14 protein-coding genes are annotated in these 14,786 nt (G+C 66.5%); 7 read left to right on the forward strand and 7 right to left on the reverse strand.

The features are described from left to right. Nucleotides 1-4 precede the first annotated feature (4 nt). From TPR58_RS07490 to TPR58_RS07515, 6 genes are read left to right on the forward strand one after another with little or no spacing between them, the layout of a single operon-like run. Nucleotides 5-1,594, forward strand: coding sequence for an NADH-quinone oxidoreductase subunit M (locus TPR58_RS07490; protein WP_346245999.1), 1,590 nt, complete (start codon nt 5-7; stop codon nt 1,592-1,594). Beyond that, the gene (gene nuoN, locus TPR58_RS07495; protein WP_346246000.1) at nt 1,594-3,054 is read left to right on the forward strand and encodes an NADH-quinone oxidoreductase subunit NuoN; all 1,461 of its coding nucleotides are present in this window, start codon (nt 1,594-1,596) and stop codon (nt 3,052-3,054) included. Before TPR58_RS07490 ends, nuoN begins: the two co-directional genes overlap by 1 nt. After that, on the forward strand, nt 3,051-3,761 hold the full coding sequence (locus tag TPR58_RS07500; protein ID WP_346246055.1) for a biotin--[acetyl-CoA-carboxylase] ligase: 711 nt from the start codon (nt 3,051-3,053) through the stop codon (nt 3,759-3,761). The genes nuoN and TPR58_RS07500 overlap by 4 nt, the downstream gene beginning before the upstream one ends. A 14-nt stretch (nt 3,762-3,775) precedes the next feature. Beyond that, entirely contained in the window at nt 3,776-4,567 is a 792-nt protein-coding gene (locus tag TPR58_RS07505; protein WP_346246001.1) for a type III pantothenate kinase, read from the forward strand. Between the two features lie 33 nt (nt 4,568-4,600). Continuing rightward, nucleotides 4,601-6,241, forward strand: coding sequence for a ribonuclease J (locus tag TPR58_RS07510; RefSeq protein ID WP_346246002.1), 1,641 nt, complete (start codon nt 4,601-4,603; stop codon nt 6,239-6,241). A gap of 4 nt (nt 6,242-6,245) precedes the next feature. Next, a complete protein-coding gene (locus tag TPR58_RS07515; protein WP_346246003.1) occupies nt 6,246-6,515 on the forward strand; it encodes a DUF1467 family protein in 270 nt (89 codons plus the stop codon). Nucleotides 6,516-6,558: 43 nt separating this feature from the next. On the opposite strand, the gene TPR58_RS07520 is transcribed toward TPR58_RS07515, so the two are convergent. After that, nucleotides 6,559-8,850: a coiled-coil domain-containing protein gene (locus TPR58_RS07520; RefSeq protein ID WP_346246004.1), complete on the reverse strand. Its 2,292-nt coding sequence runs from the start codon at nt 8,848-8,850 to the stop codon at nt 6,559-6,561. A 170-nt stretch (nt 8,851-9,020) separates the two neighbouring features. Here TPR58_RS07520 and TPR58_RS07525 point away from each other — a divergent pair, with 170 nt between their 5' ends. After that, nucleotides 9,021-9,254: an Hpt domain-containing protein gene (locus TPR58_RS07525; RefSeq protein WP_428835699.1), complete on the forward strand. Its 234-nt coding sequence runs from the start codon at nt 9,021-9,023 to the stop codon at nt 9,252-9,254. A gap of 7 nt (nt 9,255-9,261) precedes the next feature. Here TPR58_RS07525 and TPR58_RS07530 read toward each other — a convergent pair whose 3' ends face one another. The 6 genes from TPR58_RS07530 to TPR58_RS07555 form a co-directional block, all read right to left on the reverse strand. Further along, nucleotides 9,262-9,939, reverse strand: coding sequence for a hypothetical protein (locus TPR58_RS07530; RefSeq protein ID WP_346246005.1), 678 nt, complete (start codon nt 9,937-9,939; stop codon nt 9,262-9,264). A 34-nt stretch (nt 9,940-9,973) separates the two neighbouring features. Further along, nucleotides 9,974-11,152 carry a vWA domain-containing protein gene (locus TPR58_RS07535; protein ID WP_346246006.1) on the reverse strand — a complete coding sequence of 393 codons (1,179 nt, stop codon included), beginning with the start codon at nt 11,150-11,152 and terminating at the stop codon, nt 9,974-9,976. Between the two features lie 33 nt (nt 11,153-11,185). After that, on the reverse strand, nt 11,186-12,418 hold the full coding sequence (locus TPR58_RS07540) for a DUF1444 domain-containing protein (protein WP_346246007.1): 1,233 nt from the start codon (nt 12,416-12,418) through the stop codon (nt 11,186-11,188). Nucleotides 12,419-12,530: 112 nt separating this feature from the next. Then, on the reverse strand, nt 12,531-13,127 hold the full coding sequence (locus TPR58_RS07545) for a ferric reductase-like transmembrane domain-containing protein (RefSeq protein ID WP_346246008.1): 597 nt from the start codon (nt 13,125-13,127) through the stop codon (nt 12,531-12,533). Between the two features lie 44 nt (nt 13,128-13,171). Then, nucleotides 13,172-14,023 (reverse strand): AAA family ATPase, encoded by an 852-nt coding sequence (locus TPR58_RS07550; RefSeq protein ID WP_346246009.1) that lies wholly within the window; start codon nt 14,021-14,023, stop codon nt 13,172-13,174. 68 nt (nt 14,024-14,091) lie between these two features. Continuing rightward, a complete protein-coding gene (locus TPR58_RS07555; RefSeq protein WP_346246010.1) occupies nt 14,092-14,757 on the reverse strand; it encodes a DUF6975 family protein in 666 nt (221 codons plus the stop codon). Nucleotides 14,758-14,786: the final 29 nt, after the last annotated feature.

Genomic DNA, 14,786 nt, shown 5'->3' on the forward strand with positions numbered 1-14,786 from the left:
CCCGATGTTCGACGGTTTCCCCATCCTCTCCGTGATGCTCGCCATTCCCGCCCTGGCGGCGGTGGCCTGCATCTTCGTCGATGCCGAGCGGGCACGCTGGATCGCGCTGGCGGCGACTTTGGTCGACCTGGTGCTGGGCGCTCTGCTCTGGGCCAGCTTCGACCAGGGCCTCCACGCCGCGCAGTGGCAGTTCGTCGAGAATTATCCGGTCTTCGGCAGCTTTGCCTGGGCGCTGGGCATCGACGGCTTCGCACTGATGCTGATCATGCTCAGCGTGTTCCTGATGCCGATCTGCATCCTGGCCAGCTGGCAGTCGATCGAGAAGCGCGTGCCCGAATATATGGCCGCGTTCCTGGTCACCGAAGTGCTGATGATCGGCACCTTCGCGGCACAGGACATGCTGCTGTTCTACGTCTTCTTCGAGGCCGGCCTGATCCCGATGTACCTGATCATCGGCATCTGGGGCGGTGCGAACCGGATCTACGCTTCGTACAAGTTCTTCCTGTACACGCTGCTCGGCTCGCTCGTGATGCTGATCGCGATGCTGTACATGATCAACGTCGCGGGCACTTCCGACATCCCGACGCTGATGGCGTACGACTTCCCGCCAGAGGTCCAGACCTGGCTGTGGCTTGCCTTCTTCGCATCGTTCGCGGTGAAGATGCCGATGTGGCCGGTCCACACCTGGCTTCCTGACGCGCACGTTCAGGCGCCGACGGCGGGTTCGGTCATCCTGGCGGGCGTGCTGCTGAAGCTCGGCGGCTACGGCTTCCTGCGCTTCTCGCTGCCGATGTTCCCCGAGGCGTCGGCGCAGTTCACCTGGCTGGTCTTCGCCCTGTCGGCCGTCGCGGTGGTCTATACCAGCCTCGTCGCGCTGGTTCAGAGCGACATGAAGAAGCTGATCGCCTATTCGTCGGTCGCGCACATGGCGATCGTGACCATGGGCCTGTTCGCCTTCAACGCCCAGGGGATCGAGGGCGCGATGATGGTCATGCTGGGCCACGGCCTGGTATCGGGCGCGCTGTTCTTGTGCGTCGGCGTCATCTACGATCGGCTGCACACCCGCGAGATCGACCGCTATGGCGGCCTTGCGATCAACATGCCGAAATATGCCGTGCTGTTCCTGTTGTTCACCATGGCCGCAGTCGGCCTGCCGGGCACCAGCAACTTCGTCGGCGAGTTCCTGGCACTGGCCGGCACCTACAAGGTGTCGACGACGATCACGCTGATCGGCACGACCGGCATCATCCTCGGCGCGGCCTATATGCTGCTGCTCTATCGCCGGGTCGCGTTCGGCGACCTGACCAAGGACGATGTCCGCGCCATGCCCGACCTCAATCGCCGCGAGATGCTGACGCTGGCGCCGATCGCTGCGGTCGTGCTGTGGATGGGCGTCTATCCCGAAAGCTTCATGAAGCCGATGCGGCCCGACGTGGCGCGCCTGGTCGAACGGATCGAGCGTGCCCGCCCCGCGGGTGACTCGCAGCCGACGCCCGGCAACCCCGCAGCCGCCAAGGCCGCCCATGGCGACCATCATGGCGCGGCTCCCGCAGCCGCTCACGGCGAAGCCGCCGCAAAGACCGAGACGCATTGATGTCCTATTCGCTCCAGCTCGCAATGACCCTGCCCGAGATCATTCTCGGCCTGGGCGCGATCCTGCTGATGCTCGCCGCCGCTTGGGGCGGGCAGGGCTCGTCGCGTGCGGTCAGCTATGCCGCCGTCGCCATCCTGGTCGGCGCGTTCGTCGCGCTGTTCGGTCCGGCTTCGGCCGGCGGTACGGCGTTTGACGGCCTGTACCGCGCCGACATGTTCGCGGCCTTTTCCAAGGGCGTGATCTACATCGCTGCCGCGGTCTGCATCCTGATCGCGCCGGGCTTCTTCCAGCGTACCTCGGGCGACGATCTGCGCCCCGAATATCCGGTGCTGATGCTGCTTTCGACCGCCGGCATGGGCATGATGGTGTCGGCGTCCGACCTGCTGACCCTGTACGTCGGCCTCGAGCTGCAGAGCCTTGCCGCCTATGTGCTGGCCAGCTTCATGCGCCGCGACGGTCGCTCGGCCGAAGCGGGCCTGAAATATTTCGTCCTCGGCGCGCTCGCCTCGGGCATGCTGCTCTACGGCATCAGCCTGGTCTATGGCTTCAGCGGCACGACGGTCTTCTCCGGCATCGCCGAGGCCTATGCCGCCGCGGCAGCCGACGGCGGCCGCTCGATCGGCCTGCTGGTCGGACTGGTGTTCGTCTTCGCCGGCCTGGCGTTCAAGATCTCGGCGGCGCCGATGCACATGTGGACGCCGGACGTCTATGAAGGCGCGCCGACGCCGGTCACCGCCTTCTTCGCCAGCGCGCCCAAGATGGCGGCGATGGCGATGGCGATCCGTGTCGCGATCGAAGCGATGGGCCCGGCGATCGCCGACTGGCGCCAGATCGTGGTGTTCGCCGCATTGCTCTCGATCATCTGGGGCGCGTTCGGCGCCATCGGCCAGAAGAACATCAAGCGACTGCTGGCCTATTCGTCGATCAACAATGTCGGCTTCGCGCTGATCGGCCTGGCCGCCGGATCGCAGGCGGGCGTCGCCGGCGTGCTGTTCTACATGTCGGTCTATGTCGTGATGACGCTCGGCTGCTTCCTGATCGTGCTGCAGATGCGCGATGCGCAGGGGCAGCAGGTCGAGACGATCGACAGCCTGTCGGGCATGTCGACGACGCGTCCCGGCCTGGCGCTGGCACTCGCGATCTTCATGTTCGCGCTCGCCGGCATCCCGCCGCTGCTCGGCTTCTTCTCGAAGCTGGCGGTGTTCAACGCCGCAGTGGAGGCGAACCTGCTCTGGCTGGCGGTGATCGGCATCGTCGGCTCGGTCCCGGGCGCCTATTATTATCTCAGCATTGTCAAGCGGATGTATTTCGATCCGGCGGCGCCGAAGTTCGAAAGCACGCCGGGTGCGGTCGAGGGCGGCCTGATCGTCCTGACTGCGGCGGCGATCTCGCCGATCGGCCTGATCGGCCTGTCGTCGCTGTCGGCCTTCAGCATGCTGGCGGCACGGTCGCTGTTCTGAGCGAGCGCGTCCGCACCGTCACCGAGACGGGATCGACCAACGCCGATCTGGCCGATCTTGCCCGCGCCGGCGCGCCCGAGGGCGTGTGGCTGCGGGCTGAGCGGCAGACGGCGGGCAAGGGCAGGCAGGGGCGCGCCTGGGAGTCGCCGCCCGGCAATCTGTTCGCCAGCACGCTGATCCGGCTGCGTCCGACCGATCCGAGCCCGGCGACGCTGGCGCTGGTCGCCGCTGTCGCGCTCGAAGATGCGGTTCGCGTGTTCCTGTCAGGCGGCGCAATGCTCAAATGGCCCAACGACCTGCTGATCGACGGGGCGAAGCTGTCGGGCATCCTGTTGGAGCGCGTCGGCGACGCGGTGATCATCGGCTTCGGCGTCAATCTCGCGCACCACCCCGAGGGGCTGGAACGCGCAGTGACGAGCCTGTCCGCCCACGGCATCGCCGCACCGGATCCGCAGGTCTTTGCCGAGACGCTGGCCGAGAGCCTCGATCGCTGGGTCGCCCGCTGGCGCGGCGAGGGACTGGCGCCGGTGCGCGAGCGCTGGCTCGCCCGTGCCCATCCGGCAGGCACGGCGCTGACCGCCCGCCTGGCCGACGGAGACGCGATCGAGGGGCTGTTCGACGGCCTCGACCGCGAGGGCGCGCTCATCCTTCGCTTGGCCGACGGCACCAGCCATGCCATTCACGCTGCCGACGTGTTCCTGATCTGAGAAAGGCCGGATCCATGCTGCTCGCGATCGATGCCGGCAACACCAATATCGTTTTCGCGCTGGTCGATGTCGAGGGCGGCCGGGAAATCCGCGCACGCTGGCGGATCGCCACCGATCCACGCCGCACCGCCGACGAATATGCGGTGTGGCTCAGTCAGTTGCTGGCGCTCGAAGGCTATCAGCGCAGCGACGTGACGGCGGTGATCGTCGGCACGGTCGTCCCGCGCGCGCTCCACAATCTCCAGGTGCTGGCGAGCAAATATTTCAGGACCGACGCGGTCATCGCCGGACAGGGCGCCGCGCAATGGGGCTTCGCACTCGATGTCGAGGAACCGAACAATCTCGGTGCCGACCGCGCGCTCAACGTGATCGCGGCGCACGCCAACCATCCCGGCGACCTGATCATCATCGATTTCGGCACTGCCACGACGTTCGACGTCGTTGACTTCCGCGGCGCCTACAAGGGCGGGGTGATCGCCCCCGGCATCAACCTGTCGCTCGACGCGCTGGTCAGCGCCGCGGCGAAGCTTCCCCGCATCGCGATCGAGGCGCCGCGCGACGCCAGTGTGATCGGCCGCAACACGGTCGACCAGATGCATATCGGCATCTTCTGGGGCTATGTGTCGATGATCGAGGGCCTGCTGGCGCGGACCAAGGCCGAAATCGGCCGTCCTGCCAGGGTGATCGCAACCGGCGGCCTCGCAGTCCTTTTCGAAAAACATACCGATGTGTTCGACATCGTCGAACATGACCTTACCATCCAGGGCCTCGCGATGCTCTGGGAACGCGGCCATGGCTCCGGCTGAGCCTTGGCTGACGACAGAATAGACAGGAAAACAGTGACTCCCGGTAACGAACTTCTCTTCATCGCCCTCGGCGGCTCCGGCGAGATTGGCATGAACGTCAATCTCTACGGCACCCAGGGCAAATGGCTGATGGTCGATTGCGGCATCACCTTCGGCACGCCGGATTATCCGGGTATCGACGTGATCCTCCCCGATCTGCAATTCATCGAGGAACGCCTCGACGATCTGGTCGGCATCGTCCTGACCCACGGGCATGAGGACCATATCGGTGCCTTGCCCTATCTCGCCGGCGATCTCGGCGTCCCGCTCTACGCAACCCCGTTCACCGCAGGTCTCATTCGCGGCAAGCTGGAAGAAGAGGGCATCGAGGACCGGGTGCAGCTCAACATCGTCCATGACGAGGAGCCGTTCCAGATCGGCCCGTTCGGCCTGCGCTATGTCCCGCTGGCCCATTCGATCCCCGAGGGCAATGCGGTCCTGATCGAGACGCCCTATGGCCGGATCTTTCACACCGGCGACTGGAAGCTGGACGACGCCCCCGCGCTGGGCGGTTCGTCGACCGCCGCGGAGCTGAGCGCGATCGGCGACGAGGGCGTGCTCGCGCTCGTGTGCGATTCGACCAACGTCTTCAACCCCGAGGCATCGGGGTCGGAGGCTGCGGTGCGCGAGGGCATCGACGAGGTCATCCGCTCGGCCAAGGGGCGCGTGCTCGTCACCACCTTCGCCTCGAACGCGGCGCGGCTGCAGACGCTGGGCCAGGCGGCGATCGACACGGGGCGCCAGCTGTGCGTCGCCGGCCGTTCGCTCGACCGCATCCTGCGCGTGGCGAAGCAGACCGGCTATCTGCGCGACTTCCCCGATACGATCGATTTCGACACGGCGATGAGCCTGCCGCCCAGCCGCGTTCTGATCGTCGCGACCGGCGGGCAGGGCGAGCAGCGGGCAGCGTTGGCGCGCATCGCCGACGGCACGCACCAGCTGAAGCTCAGCCAGGGCGACCGCGTCGTGTTCTCGTCACGCCAGATCCCGGGCAACGAGATTGCGATCGGCCGGATCATGAACATCCTCGCCGATGCCGGCGTCGAGATGATCACCGATCGCCAGGCCTTCGTCCATGTCTCCGGCCATCCCGGCCGGCCCGAGCTGGCCGAGATGTACAAGTGGATCCGGCCCGAGATCATCCTGCCGGTGCATGGCGAGGCGCGGCACATCCACGAACAGGCGCGCTTCGCCCAGGAACAGGGCGTGCCGCAGGCCGTCGTCCAGAAGAATGGCGATCTGATCCGGCTGGCGCCCGGCAAGCCGAAGAAGTTGAGCGAGATCGCGGCCGGGCGACTGGTGCTCGACGGCGACGTCATACTGCCGGCCGACGGCACCACCATCGCGGAGCGCCGTCGCCTGTCGCTATACGGCCAGATTTCCGTGGCGGTCGCCATCGACAGCTCGGGCAAGCTCAAGGGCGTGCCGCAGGTGCGCGTCCAAGGCGTCCCGGTCGAGGAGGATCGCGACCGCTTCATCGAGCAGGCATCGAAGGCAGCGGCCGAGGCGGTGCGCGACGAGCGCGGCAAGACCGAGGAGCGGCTGCGCGAGTCGCTGCGGCTTGGCGTCCGCCGCTGCGCGACCCGCTTCACCGGCAAGAAGCCGGTGGTCGACGTGCTGATCGTCCGGGTCTGACGCCATGCAGTTCCAGTCGGCCCTGGCGATCTACATGCTGTTCTGGACGCTGACGGTGTTCCTGGTGCTGCCCTTCGGCGTCCGCACCGCGCATGAGGCGCAGACTGATCTGGTGCCGGGCCAGGCGGAGAGCGCGCCGGTCAATTTCAATCTCAGGCGCGTGTTGATCCGGACCACGATCGTCTCTGCGATCCTGTTCGCACTCTTCTACCTGAACTATGTCTATGGCTGGGTGACGCCCGAGATGCTCGACTGGGTCAATCACCCCCAGTGACCGGGGAGGGGGCGGCACCGACCGACCCCCGATTCCCCCATGATCAGCCGCGCAGCCGCTCGATCGCCTGGGCGAGCGCGACATACAGCTTGCCCATGTCCGACGACAACAGGGTCACGCCCATCGACGATCCGTCGCGCAGTGCCAGGATCTGGCGCAGCATCGCCTCGAAATCGTGGATGTAGCGGTTCACATTGTCGCGGAATTCGGGATCCTCGCCGTACAGGCGGACGACCTCGCGGGTTTCTCCGCCGTCCAGGATCCGGACGGCGCGCCGGGTGAACACGCCGCGATCGCCCTTGAGATAGGCCGCCCAGGCGCTGTCGCTGACTTCGGTGGCAAAGCGCTTGGTGATGTCGATCGACGCCGAGTTGAGCGCCTCGATCAGCAACGAGACCCGGCGGGCGAAATTGTCGCCGTCCTTCTTCTCGTGCTCGGTCCGTGCACGCTCGATCTGGCGGTCGATCTGCGCGGTCGTCTCGGCGAGCGCCAGCATCTGCTGGGTCAGCCGCTCCGATGCGCGCGTCGTCGCGTTGACCGCTGCCTCGGTCGTGTCCGCCAGCTCGCTGAGCTGGTGGCGGATCGATCCGTTCACCGCGCGGTGCAGGGCTGCCTCGCCTGCCTGTTCCAGCGCCGCCTCGGCCTCCGGCACGATGCTGGCCAAAGTGGCGCGCGCATGGTCGGCTGCCTGGGCGGAGGTCTCGCGGACGCGCAGCAGCGTCTCGATCAACTGCGGTGCGGCCTCGGCGGCGAAGCGCCGCGCGGTCGACACGGTGTCATCGACGATCGACTCCAGCGCATCGGCGCGCTCGCGGCCATCGGTCAGCGTCTCGAGCAGCGAGACCTGGGTGCGGGCAAGCGTGTCGCGCTGATGGCGGACGACATCGGCGATCGCCTCGATCGCGTCATGGGTATTTTCGGCGGCCGCGACCAGCGCCATCAGTTCGGGCTTGCTCTCCGCAACCGCGTCGCGCGTCTGGCGGATCCGCGCGTCGAGCCGTTCCAGCGCCGCGGGCAGCGTCTCGTCGATCTCGCGCGCCGATGCGTCGAGCGCCACCAGCAGGTCCTCCGACGTCGCGATCACCGCACGTGCGACTGCATCGCCCGCCTGGATCGATACGCTGGCGGCCTCGAATGCGTCGCCCAGCATCGTGACCTGCGCGGCCAGCGCCTGGGTTCGCTCCATGCCGGTGTCGTGCAACTGGCTCAGCTCGCGGTCGGACCGCTCGGTCCCGTTGACCAGCGTGTCGAACAGCAGGTCGGCGCGACCCCGTTCCTCGTGCAGCCGAACCGAGATGCGTTCGATCGCGTCCTCGATCGTCGCGATCCGCTGGGCGAGCGCGTCTGCGCTGTCGCGCCCGGTACGGTCGAGCGCCGCCTGGTTCGCTTCCAGCATCGCCAGCATGGCCTCGCCCTGCGCCGAGATTCCCTTGCGCGCCTCGTCGACGGCGCGGGCGGCGCGATTGAGCACGCCATCGACCGCCACCGACATGTCGCCGGTTACCTGTTCCAGCCGGACGCCGGCACTCTCGCTCGTCGCCTCCATCCGGGCGATATGCGCCGCCAGCCGATCCGCAGCGCCGCCGGCAACCGCATCGGCATCGCGACCCCGTTCGGCCAGCGCCGTCAGCTGGGTGTCGAGCGCCGCCGCCCGTTCGCTCGCCATCAGACCGGCGGATTCGACCCGGGTCGCCATGCCCTGCATCTCCGCGCTCGCCTTTGGGAGCGAGGACAGGACGATAGCAACGCTCTTTTCGGCCTCGTCGACGGCTTCGTGCAGCGTGCGCGTCGCCGCATCGACGATGCGCGATTGCTGGCTCATGTCGTTTGCCAGACCGCCCATCCGGTCGGTCGCGGCCTCGCCCATCGCCATCAGCGTGGTGGTCTGGCGCGCCAGCTCGGCGCGATTTTCCTCCAGCCGGCGCGACAGCGTACCGACCACGCGCTCCAGGCTGGCGGCCTCGGCACGCATCGCCCGCGCGCTGTTGCCGAACCGGCGCGCCTCGGCAGCGCTGTTGCGCATCGCCAGCAGGTACAGGATCCCGATCAGCGCAGGCGGCACGCACAGCGCGGCGATCAGCTGGACGATCTGCGGCGCGGACAGGGCCGGGCTCAGGCTGTCGCGCAACAGCCAGCCCATGCCGGCGAACCAGGCGATCGTCGCCACGATCGCGAGCGTCGGGGCGACCCAGCTGAAGGAGCGTTCGGTATCATCTTCCTCCCAGGCTTCCTGCAGATAGGTTGGCTCGTCCTGAGCCACTTGTGTGCCGGCGATCGCGGCGGCGACTGCTTCGTCAAGCTGAGGAGTCTCGGCGCTCTGAACGGTCGACGCCATGGGATGGATACGGTTTGCCCCTGTCATGGACAGGGTTTACCATATTTCGCAGCCGGTCCAACTCCCGCAGAAGTGGGAAAGCGTTAATCTTGCCGCGTTATTCCACGGCCATGGCTTATGATCCCGGTGCAATCGATGCGACCCTCGCGGCGGCGGTAGGCGACGAGCCCATGCTGATCGCGGAACTTCGCGAGGCCTTTCTGCTGGGGGTGCGCCGCTGCCTGGAGGCGATGAAGGCCGCGACGCATGCCGATGGCTGGATCGCAGCGGCGCTCCGGCTCAAGGGGCTGGCGGCCAGTTTCGGCGCGATCCGGCTGATGGCGCTGGCGGGCGAGGCCGCTGCCGGCCAGGCAAACGACGCAGCGGTGTTGCGGCGGCTCCACCGGGCAATCGATCGCCTTTGAGCGCGGCTCAGCGCCTCTGGTAACTACCGAAGGCAAACTCCTCGGCCATCACCGCATTTATCTTGTCAATCTGGTCGCGGCGGAACACCTGCGTGGGATCGATGCGGTTGGACAGGATGCCGGGCTTGGCATGGGGCAGGGCGATCGGTGCGATGCCCAGCGCGCCCAGAAATGCATCGAGATCGGCCTGCAGCCGCTCGTAGCGCAGCGCGGTCGCGACCAGTTCGCCGGCACGATTGCGATAGCGCCAGATGCTGCGCAACTGGGGCAGGAAATCCTCCGCGGCGGAATCGAGCCGGCCTGCCAGATCCTCGACCCCGCCCAGGGCGGAGATGACCCGGGCATAGGGGTCGCGTTCGATCCCGATCACGCGGAATCCGTCGATCGGGCCGAACTCGGCCTCGATCGCGGCCAGGGGCATATGCGCCTTGTAGCGGGCGGCCGGGCGTCGGAGGCCGGCCCGCCCCTGGCGGACCAGCTGAAGATAGGCCTGCTCGAACGCCGGATCGTCGGAGTAATTGCCGCAAAAGCCGCCCATCGCCTGACGCCGAAGCTCGTCTGCGGGCACCATCGGGCTGGCAATGTCCTCGGGACCGCATAGCGTGGACAGCGCGGTCTCGACGCTGGTCCCCGCAACCTTGCGCCCGCGCACGAGGATGAAGCGGTGACGACGCGACAGGATCATCGCGCGCGGTGCCGGTCGCTGTCGCGCGGGGGCATCAGCGCTTGCGGCTCAGCTCGCGCATCGCCTCGTCCAGCCCGCCCAGCGTCAGGGGATACATCCGATCCTGGATCAGCTCGCGCAGGATCCGCGTCGACTGGGAATAACCCCATTGCGCTTCGGGGATCGGGTTGAGCCACACGCAGGCGGGATAGGTGTTCACGACCCGCTGCATCCAGGCCGCGCCCGATTCCTCGTTGAAATGCTCCACAGATCCGCCGGGATGGCTGATCTCGTACGGGCTCATCGCGGCGTCGCCCACGAAGATCACCTTATAGTCATGGCCATATTTGTGGAGCACGTCCCAGGTCGGGGTGCGATCGGTGAAGCGGCGGACATTGTCCTTCCACACGCCCTCGTAGAGGCAGTTGTGGAAGTAGAAGAATTCGAGATTCTTGAACTCGGTCGTCGCGGCCGAGAACAGTTCCTCGCACAGCTTGATGAACGGATCCATCGACCCGCCGACATCGAGGAACAGCAGCAGCTTGACCGCATTGTGCCGCTCGGGGCGCATGCGGATGTCGAGCCAGCCCTGGCGCGCGGTTCCCTCGATCGTCGCGTCCAGGTCGAGCTCGTCGGCAGCCCCCTCGCGGGCGAAGCGGCGCAGGCGGCGCAGCGCCACCTTGATGTTGCGCGTGCCAAGTTCGCGCGTGTTGTCGAGGTTGCGGAACTCGCGGCCTTCCCAGACCTTCAGCGCGCGCTTGTGCCGGCTCTCCCCGCCGATCCGCACGCCTTCGGGATTATAGCCGCCGTTGCCATATGGCGAGGTGCCACCGGTCCCGATCCACTTGTTGCCGCCCTGGTGCCGACCCTGCTGTTCCTCGAGCCGCTTCTTGAGCGTCTCCATGATCTCGTCCCAGCTGCCCAGCGACTCGATCTTCGCCATCTCCTCCGGGCTCAGATATTTCTCGGCGATGGCTTTCAGCCAGTCTTCCGGGATCTCGGCCGGTGCGACGCCATAGGTCGAGGCGACGCCCTTGAAGACCTTCGCGAAGACCTGATCGAACCGGTCGAGCAGACCCTCGTCCTTCACGAAGGTGGCGCGGGCGAGGAAATAGAATGCCTCGGGCGTATGCTCGATCACGTCGCGGTCCAGCGCCTCGAGCAACACCAGATGCTCCTTCAGGCTGGCCTGGATGCCTGCGGCGCGCAGCTCGTCGAGAAAGGAGAAGAACATGGCTGGTTCCGATCCGGGTGGCGGGGTTCGAGATCAGGAAGGGTTGAATTCGGGATAGTCGTCCGTCAGCTCGCGACGGGCATCGTCGTCAAGTGCGGCGGGCAGGATCACGCGGGGTGGATAGTCGGTGTCCCCTGCGCGCACGATATCTGGCAGGAAGTGGATCACGTCGTCGAACCGCCGCCGGATCGAGGGAAACGCCTCTGTTTCCTGCAGGATGATCGCGTCGGTGATGGGGCAGGCGGTGGTGACCCCGTCCGCCCATGACGCGACGGTGAAATGCAGGCCGTCGGACGCGTTCGCAAAGACCAGCGGATTGGCCACGAAAATTTCTTCGCCAAGCCTGGCCTGGAGCCGATCTTTCGTGACGCCGTAACTCCAAAGGCTCTGATGCGACCGCAGGTTGCGCAGCGACACCGGGTGATGGTCTTCGACAGCGAACAGCCGCCACGTCCCGTCGATCAGCTCGATCGGCGTGAGCGAGATCGCGCGCTCATTGTCGGCGAAGTCCTGCAGCGCATAATCCGCGATCGTGGCAAGCCCCTCCGGGTCCTCGCTGCCGGTGATCAGTACCGCCGACCGCGCCTGGACGATTGCCACGGGATTGCCGCGGACGGGCAATTGCGCGACCAGATCGGGGATCAGGATCCGCGACGCGTCATAATGGTCGCCACAGGTCGTGACGAAGGTTCCGTCGCCCAGCTGCCCGAAATTATGGTTTCCGCGTTCGTCCAGCTGCGCGATGGCCAGGCCGATCGCGTCATCGAACGAAATGCCAAGTTCCGCCAGCGTCTCGTCGTTGACCAGCGCGATCGTTGTCGGCGTGTCGATCGCAAGCATCAGGAGCATCGTCTCGCAGAAAGGCCGCGATGCGTTCTGATAGGGGAACGGAACATCCTCAGGCATCGTGACCAGCAGATCGGCACGCGCACGCAGCACGGGAAGGAGCGCGTCGAGTGCGACATTTCCCGCCGGCAACGGCGCTTGGCTGTCCAGGATGAACCCGACGAAACCGCCGAACAAATCGCCGCACTCCGTCTCCGGGGTCCGGCAATACTGCGCGTACATGTTGTGCAGGAAGATTCGCTGACCCTTGCCCGCGCCCGGACACTGCAGCTCGAAAGCTTCCGGATCATAGGTCGGCGCAAGGCCGGGCGCCGCGGTCCTGAGCGCGGCCAGCAACTCCTGCGCAAACAGGTCCTGCGCACGCTCGGCAGGCGCCGGCTCGGCCTTCGCGCTGCCGAACAGCTTTCTGAGGAATTTCATGACTGGTACATCGAGTCTAAGATGCTCTCGCGAGGCCGGATGATCATTCCCCATGGTGATGACGTTCGGCGGCGGGCGCGTAAAGCGCGTAAAGAGTATGTCCGGACTCTCATCACGGCGTTGACCCCGATTGCCTTGCTGCGCGGTGCAGCATCGTGAGGCGGATCAGGCCGGCCCCAAGAAACAGCGTCGTCATGATGCTGCCCAGAACCATCGTATCCGGCCCGGCGATCCGACCCGAATAGCTGAAGACGAAAACCGCCCAGACCCACCAGCCGCCGATCAGGTGCAGCCGCTTCCAGTTGCGGCCCAGCGCACGCATCGACGCATCGTTGGAGGTGATCGCCATGGCCCAGATCAACAGATAGGCGATCCCGCCCCCGATCCAGGTCGACAAGGACCGCGTCAGGTCGGTTGCGGCGGTCAGCCAGAGAAAGCAGCCGGCATGGATCGTATGGATCGCGGCAAAGCCGAGCCCGATACAGCGACGCTGGCGCAGGATCTCGCGCCATGGACCGCCGATCAGTAGAGACATCGGCCGCGCAGTGAACGCGACCAGGAACCAAAAAGCCGCCCAGCGCGAGGTCAGCCGCGTCGCAAGGCTCAATCGTTCCTCGAAGCTCCAGGGGAGCAGTGCGGCAACACCGCAGATCAGGACTGCGCCGCCGGCCGCAGCGGCGATGAGCCAGGGCTTTCGCGCGCCGCGCACCGCTCAGCCGATCGGCGTCGGCTGCCGCTCACCGCGCGACATGATCAGCCCTTGTTCTGCTGGCGCCGGGCCATGAAGGCGAGGCGTTCGAACAGCATCACGTCCTGCTCGTTCTTCAGCAGCGCGCCGTGCAGCGGCGGGATCGCCTTGGTCGGGTCGCGGTTCTGCAGCACCTCTAGCGGCATGTCCTCGTGCAGCAGCAGCTTCAGCCAGTCGAGCAGCTCGCTGGTCGACGGCTTCTTCTTCAGCCCCGGAACCTCGCGCAGGTCGTAGAAGATATCCATCGCCCGGCTTACGAGCAGCTTCTGGATCTTGGGGAAATGGACGTCGATGATCGCCTGCATCGTCTCGCGATCGGGGAATTTGATATAGTGGAAGAAGCAGCGGCGCAGGAAGGCGTCGGGCAGCTCCTTCTCGTTGTTCGAGGTGATGACGACGATCGGGCGCTCCTTCGCGCGGACGGTCTGGCCAGTCTCGTACACATGGAATTCCATGCGATCGAGTTCCTGCAACAGGTCGTTGGGGAACTCGATATCCGCCTTGTCGATCTCGTCGATCAGCAGCACCGGCAGCTCGGGCGCCTCGAACGCCTCCCACAACTTGCCCTTGCGGATATAGTTGGCGATGTCGTGGACGCGGGCCTCGCCCAGCTGGCCGTCGCGCAGCCGCGCGACCGCATCATATTCGTACAGCCCCTGCTGCGCCTTCGTGGTCGACTTGACGTTCCATTCGATCAACGGCGCACCGACCGCCTTGGCGATCTCATAGGCGAGCACCGTCTTGCCGGTGCCCGGCTCGCCCTTGACCAGGAGGGGGCGGCGCAGCGTGACCGCTGCATTGACCGCGACCTTCAGGTCATCGGTCGCGACGTAACTCTGAGTGCCTTCGAAGCGCATCGGTAGTCCTTTGAAACCCGTCTCGATGCGTAAAGGGGAAGGGCAGGGGGTGGCAAGGGGCGCTGCGCCTAGATCGCCCCACGCGCGCCCGCGCGCGCCTCGAGCAGGTCGAACAGCCCGCGATGCTGCGCGAACATCTGCTGCGCGCCGAACAGCATCGCCCGTTCGATGCGACCATTGGCGATCAGCGTGCCGATGACGGTCGCGGTTTCCTCCGCGCGCGGCAGGGCGCGGGGCGGCACCGCGATGTCCAGTCGATCGGCGCCGCTGTCGAGCAGGTCGCGAATGGCCTCCCAGTCCAGTGCGAGCGCAAGCGCCGCACCCGTGGCGCAGCCCGCCCGGTCGGATCGCGCCAGGGTCTCCATCGCGTGGCGCTGCTGCTGTGCCGCTGCCTCGCACTCCGCCTGGCCCGGCGTGCTTGGTACCGGCCCGGCTGCCGCGGCGATCCGCGCCAGATAGTCACGCTCGGCGGCAAAGGCCGCGGCCGCGCTTTCCAGCCAGTCGCGCTCGATCCCGGTGGCCGCCTGAAGCACGGCATGGTCGATCACGCCCGGATGGGTTGCGTGCAACAGGCACAGATAATGCGCTGCGTCCGCCAGGTCGCGGATCGGCTCGCCATTGCCTGCCAGGGCGCCAAGCCAGCGATGAACCGCGACGCCGTCCGATGCCGCGAGCAGGCCCAGCGGTCCGGCGGCGCCGCTCGACTGCGCGATCTGCAAGGAGTCAAACGGCATAGGTCCCCATCATCGCCACAACTGCGCCT

Origin of the sequence: Sphingomonas rustica, assembly GCF_039652585.1 — a bacterium.
GTDB classification, from domain to species: Bacteria; Pseudomonadota; Alphaproteobacteria; order Sphingomonadales; family Sphingomonadaceae; genus Sphingomonas; species Sphingomonas rustica.

Bases quoted from the DNA above. Each gene is read 5' to 3' on its own strand.
- TPR58_RS07525 (WP_428835699.1), top strand. From the start codon at position 9,021: ATGCTGATCGCGGAACTTCGCGAGGCCTTTCTGCTGGGGGTGCGCCGC.
- TPR58_RS07505 (WP_346246001.1), top strand. From the start codon at position 3,776: ATGCTGCTCGCGATCGATGCCGGCAACACCAATATCGTTTTCGCGCTG.
- TPR58_RS07535 (WP_346246006.1), bottom strand. From the start codon at position 11,152: ATGTTCTTCTCCTTTCTCGACGAGCTGCGCGCCGCAGGCATCCAGGCC.
- TPR58_RS07515 (WP_346246003.1), top strand. From the start codon at position 6,246: ATGCAGTTCCAGTCGGCCCTGGCGATCTACATGCTGTTCTGGACGCTG.
- nuoN (WP_346246000.1), top strand. From the start codon at position 1,594: ATGTCCTATTCGCTCCAGCTCGCAATGACCCTGCCCGAGATCATTCTC.
- TPR58_RS07530 (WP_346246005.1), bottom strand. From the start codon at position 9,939: ATGATCCTGTCGCGTCGTCACCGCTTCATCCTCGTGCGCGGGCGCAAG.
- TPR58_RS07555 (WP_346246010.1), bottom strand. From the start codon at position 14,757: ATGCCGTTTGACTCCTTGCAGATCGCGCAGTCGAGCGGCGCCGCCGGA.
- TPR58_RS07550 (WP_346246009.1), bottom strand. From the start codon at position 14,023: ATGCGCTTCGAAGGCACTCAGAGTTACGTCGCGACCGATGACCTGAAG.
- TPR58_RS07490 (WP_346245999.1), top strand. From the start codon at position 5: ATGTTCGACGGTTTCCCCATCCTCTCCGTGATGCTCGCCATTCCCGCC.
- TPR58_RS07520 (WP_346246004.1), bottom strand. From the start codon at position 8,850: ATGGCGTCGACCGTTCAGAGCGCCGAGACTCCTCAGCTTGACGAAGCA.
- TPR58_RS07540 (WP_346246007.1), bottom strand. From the start codon at position 12,418: ATGAAATTCCTCAGAAAGCTGTTCGGCAGCGCGAAGGCCGAGCCGGCG.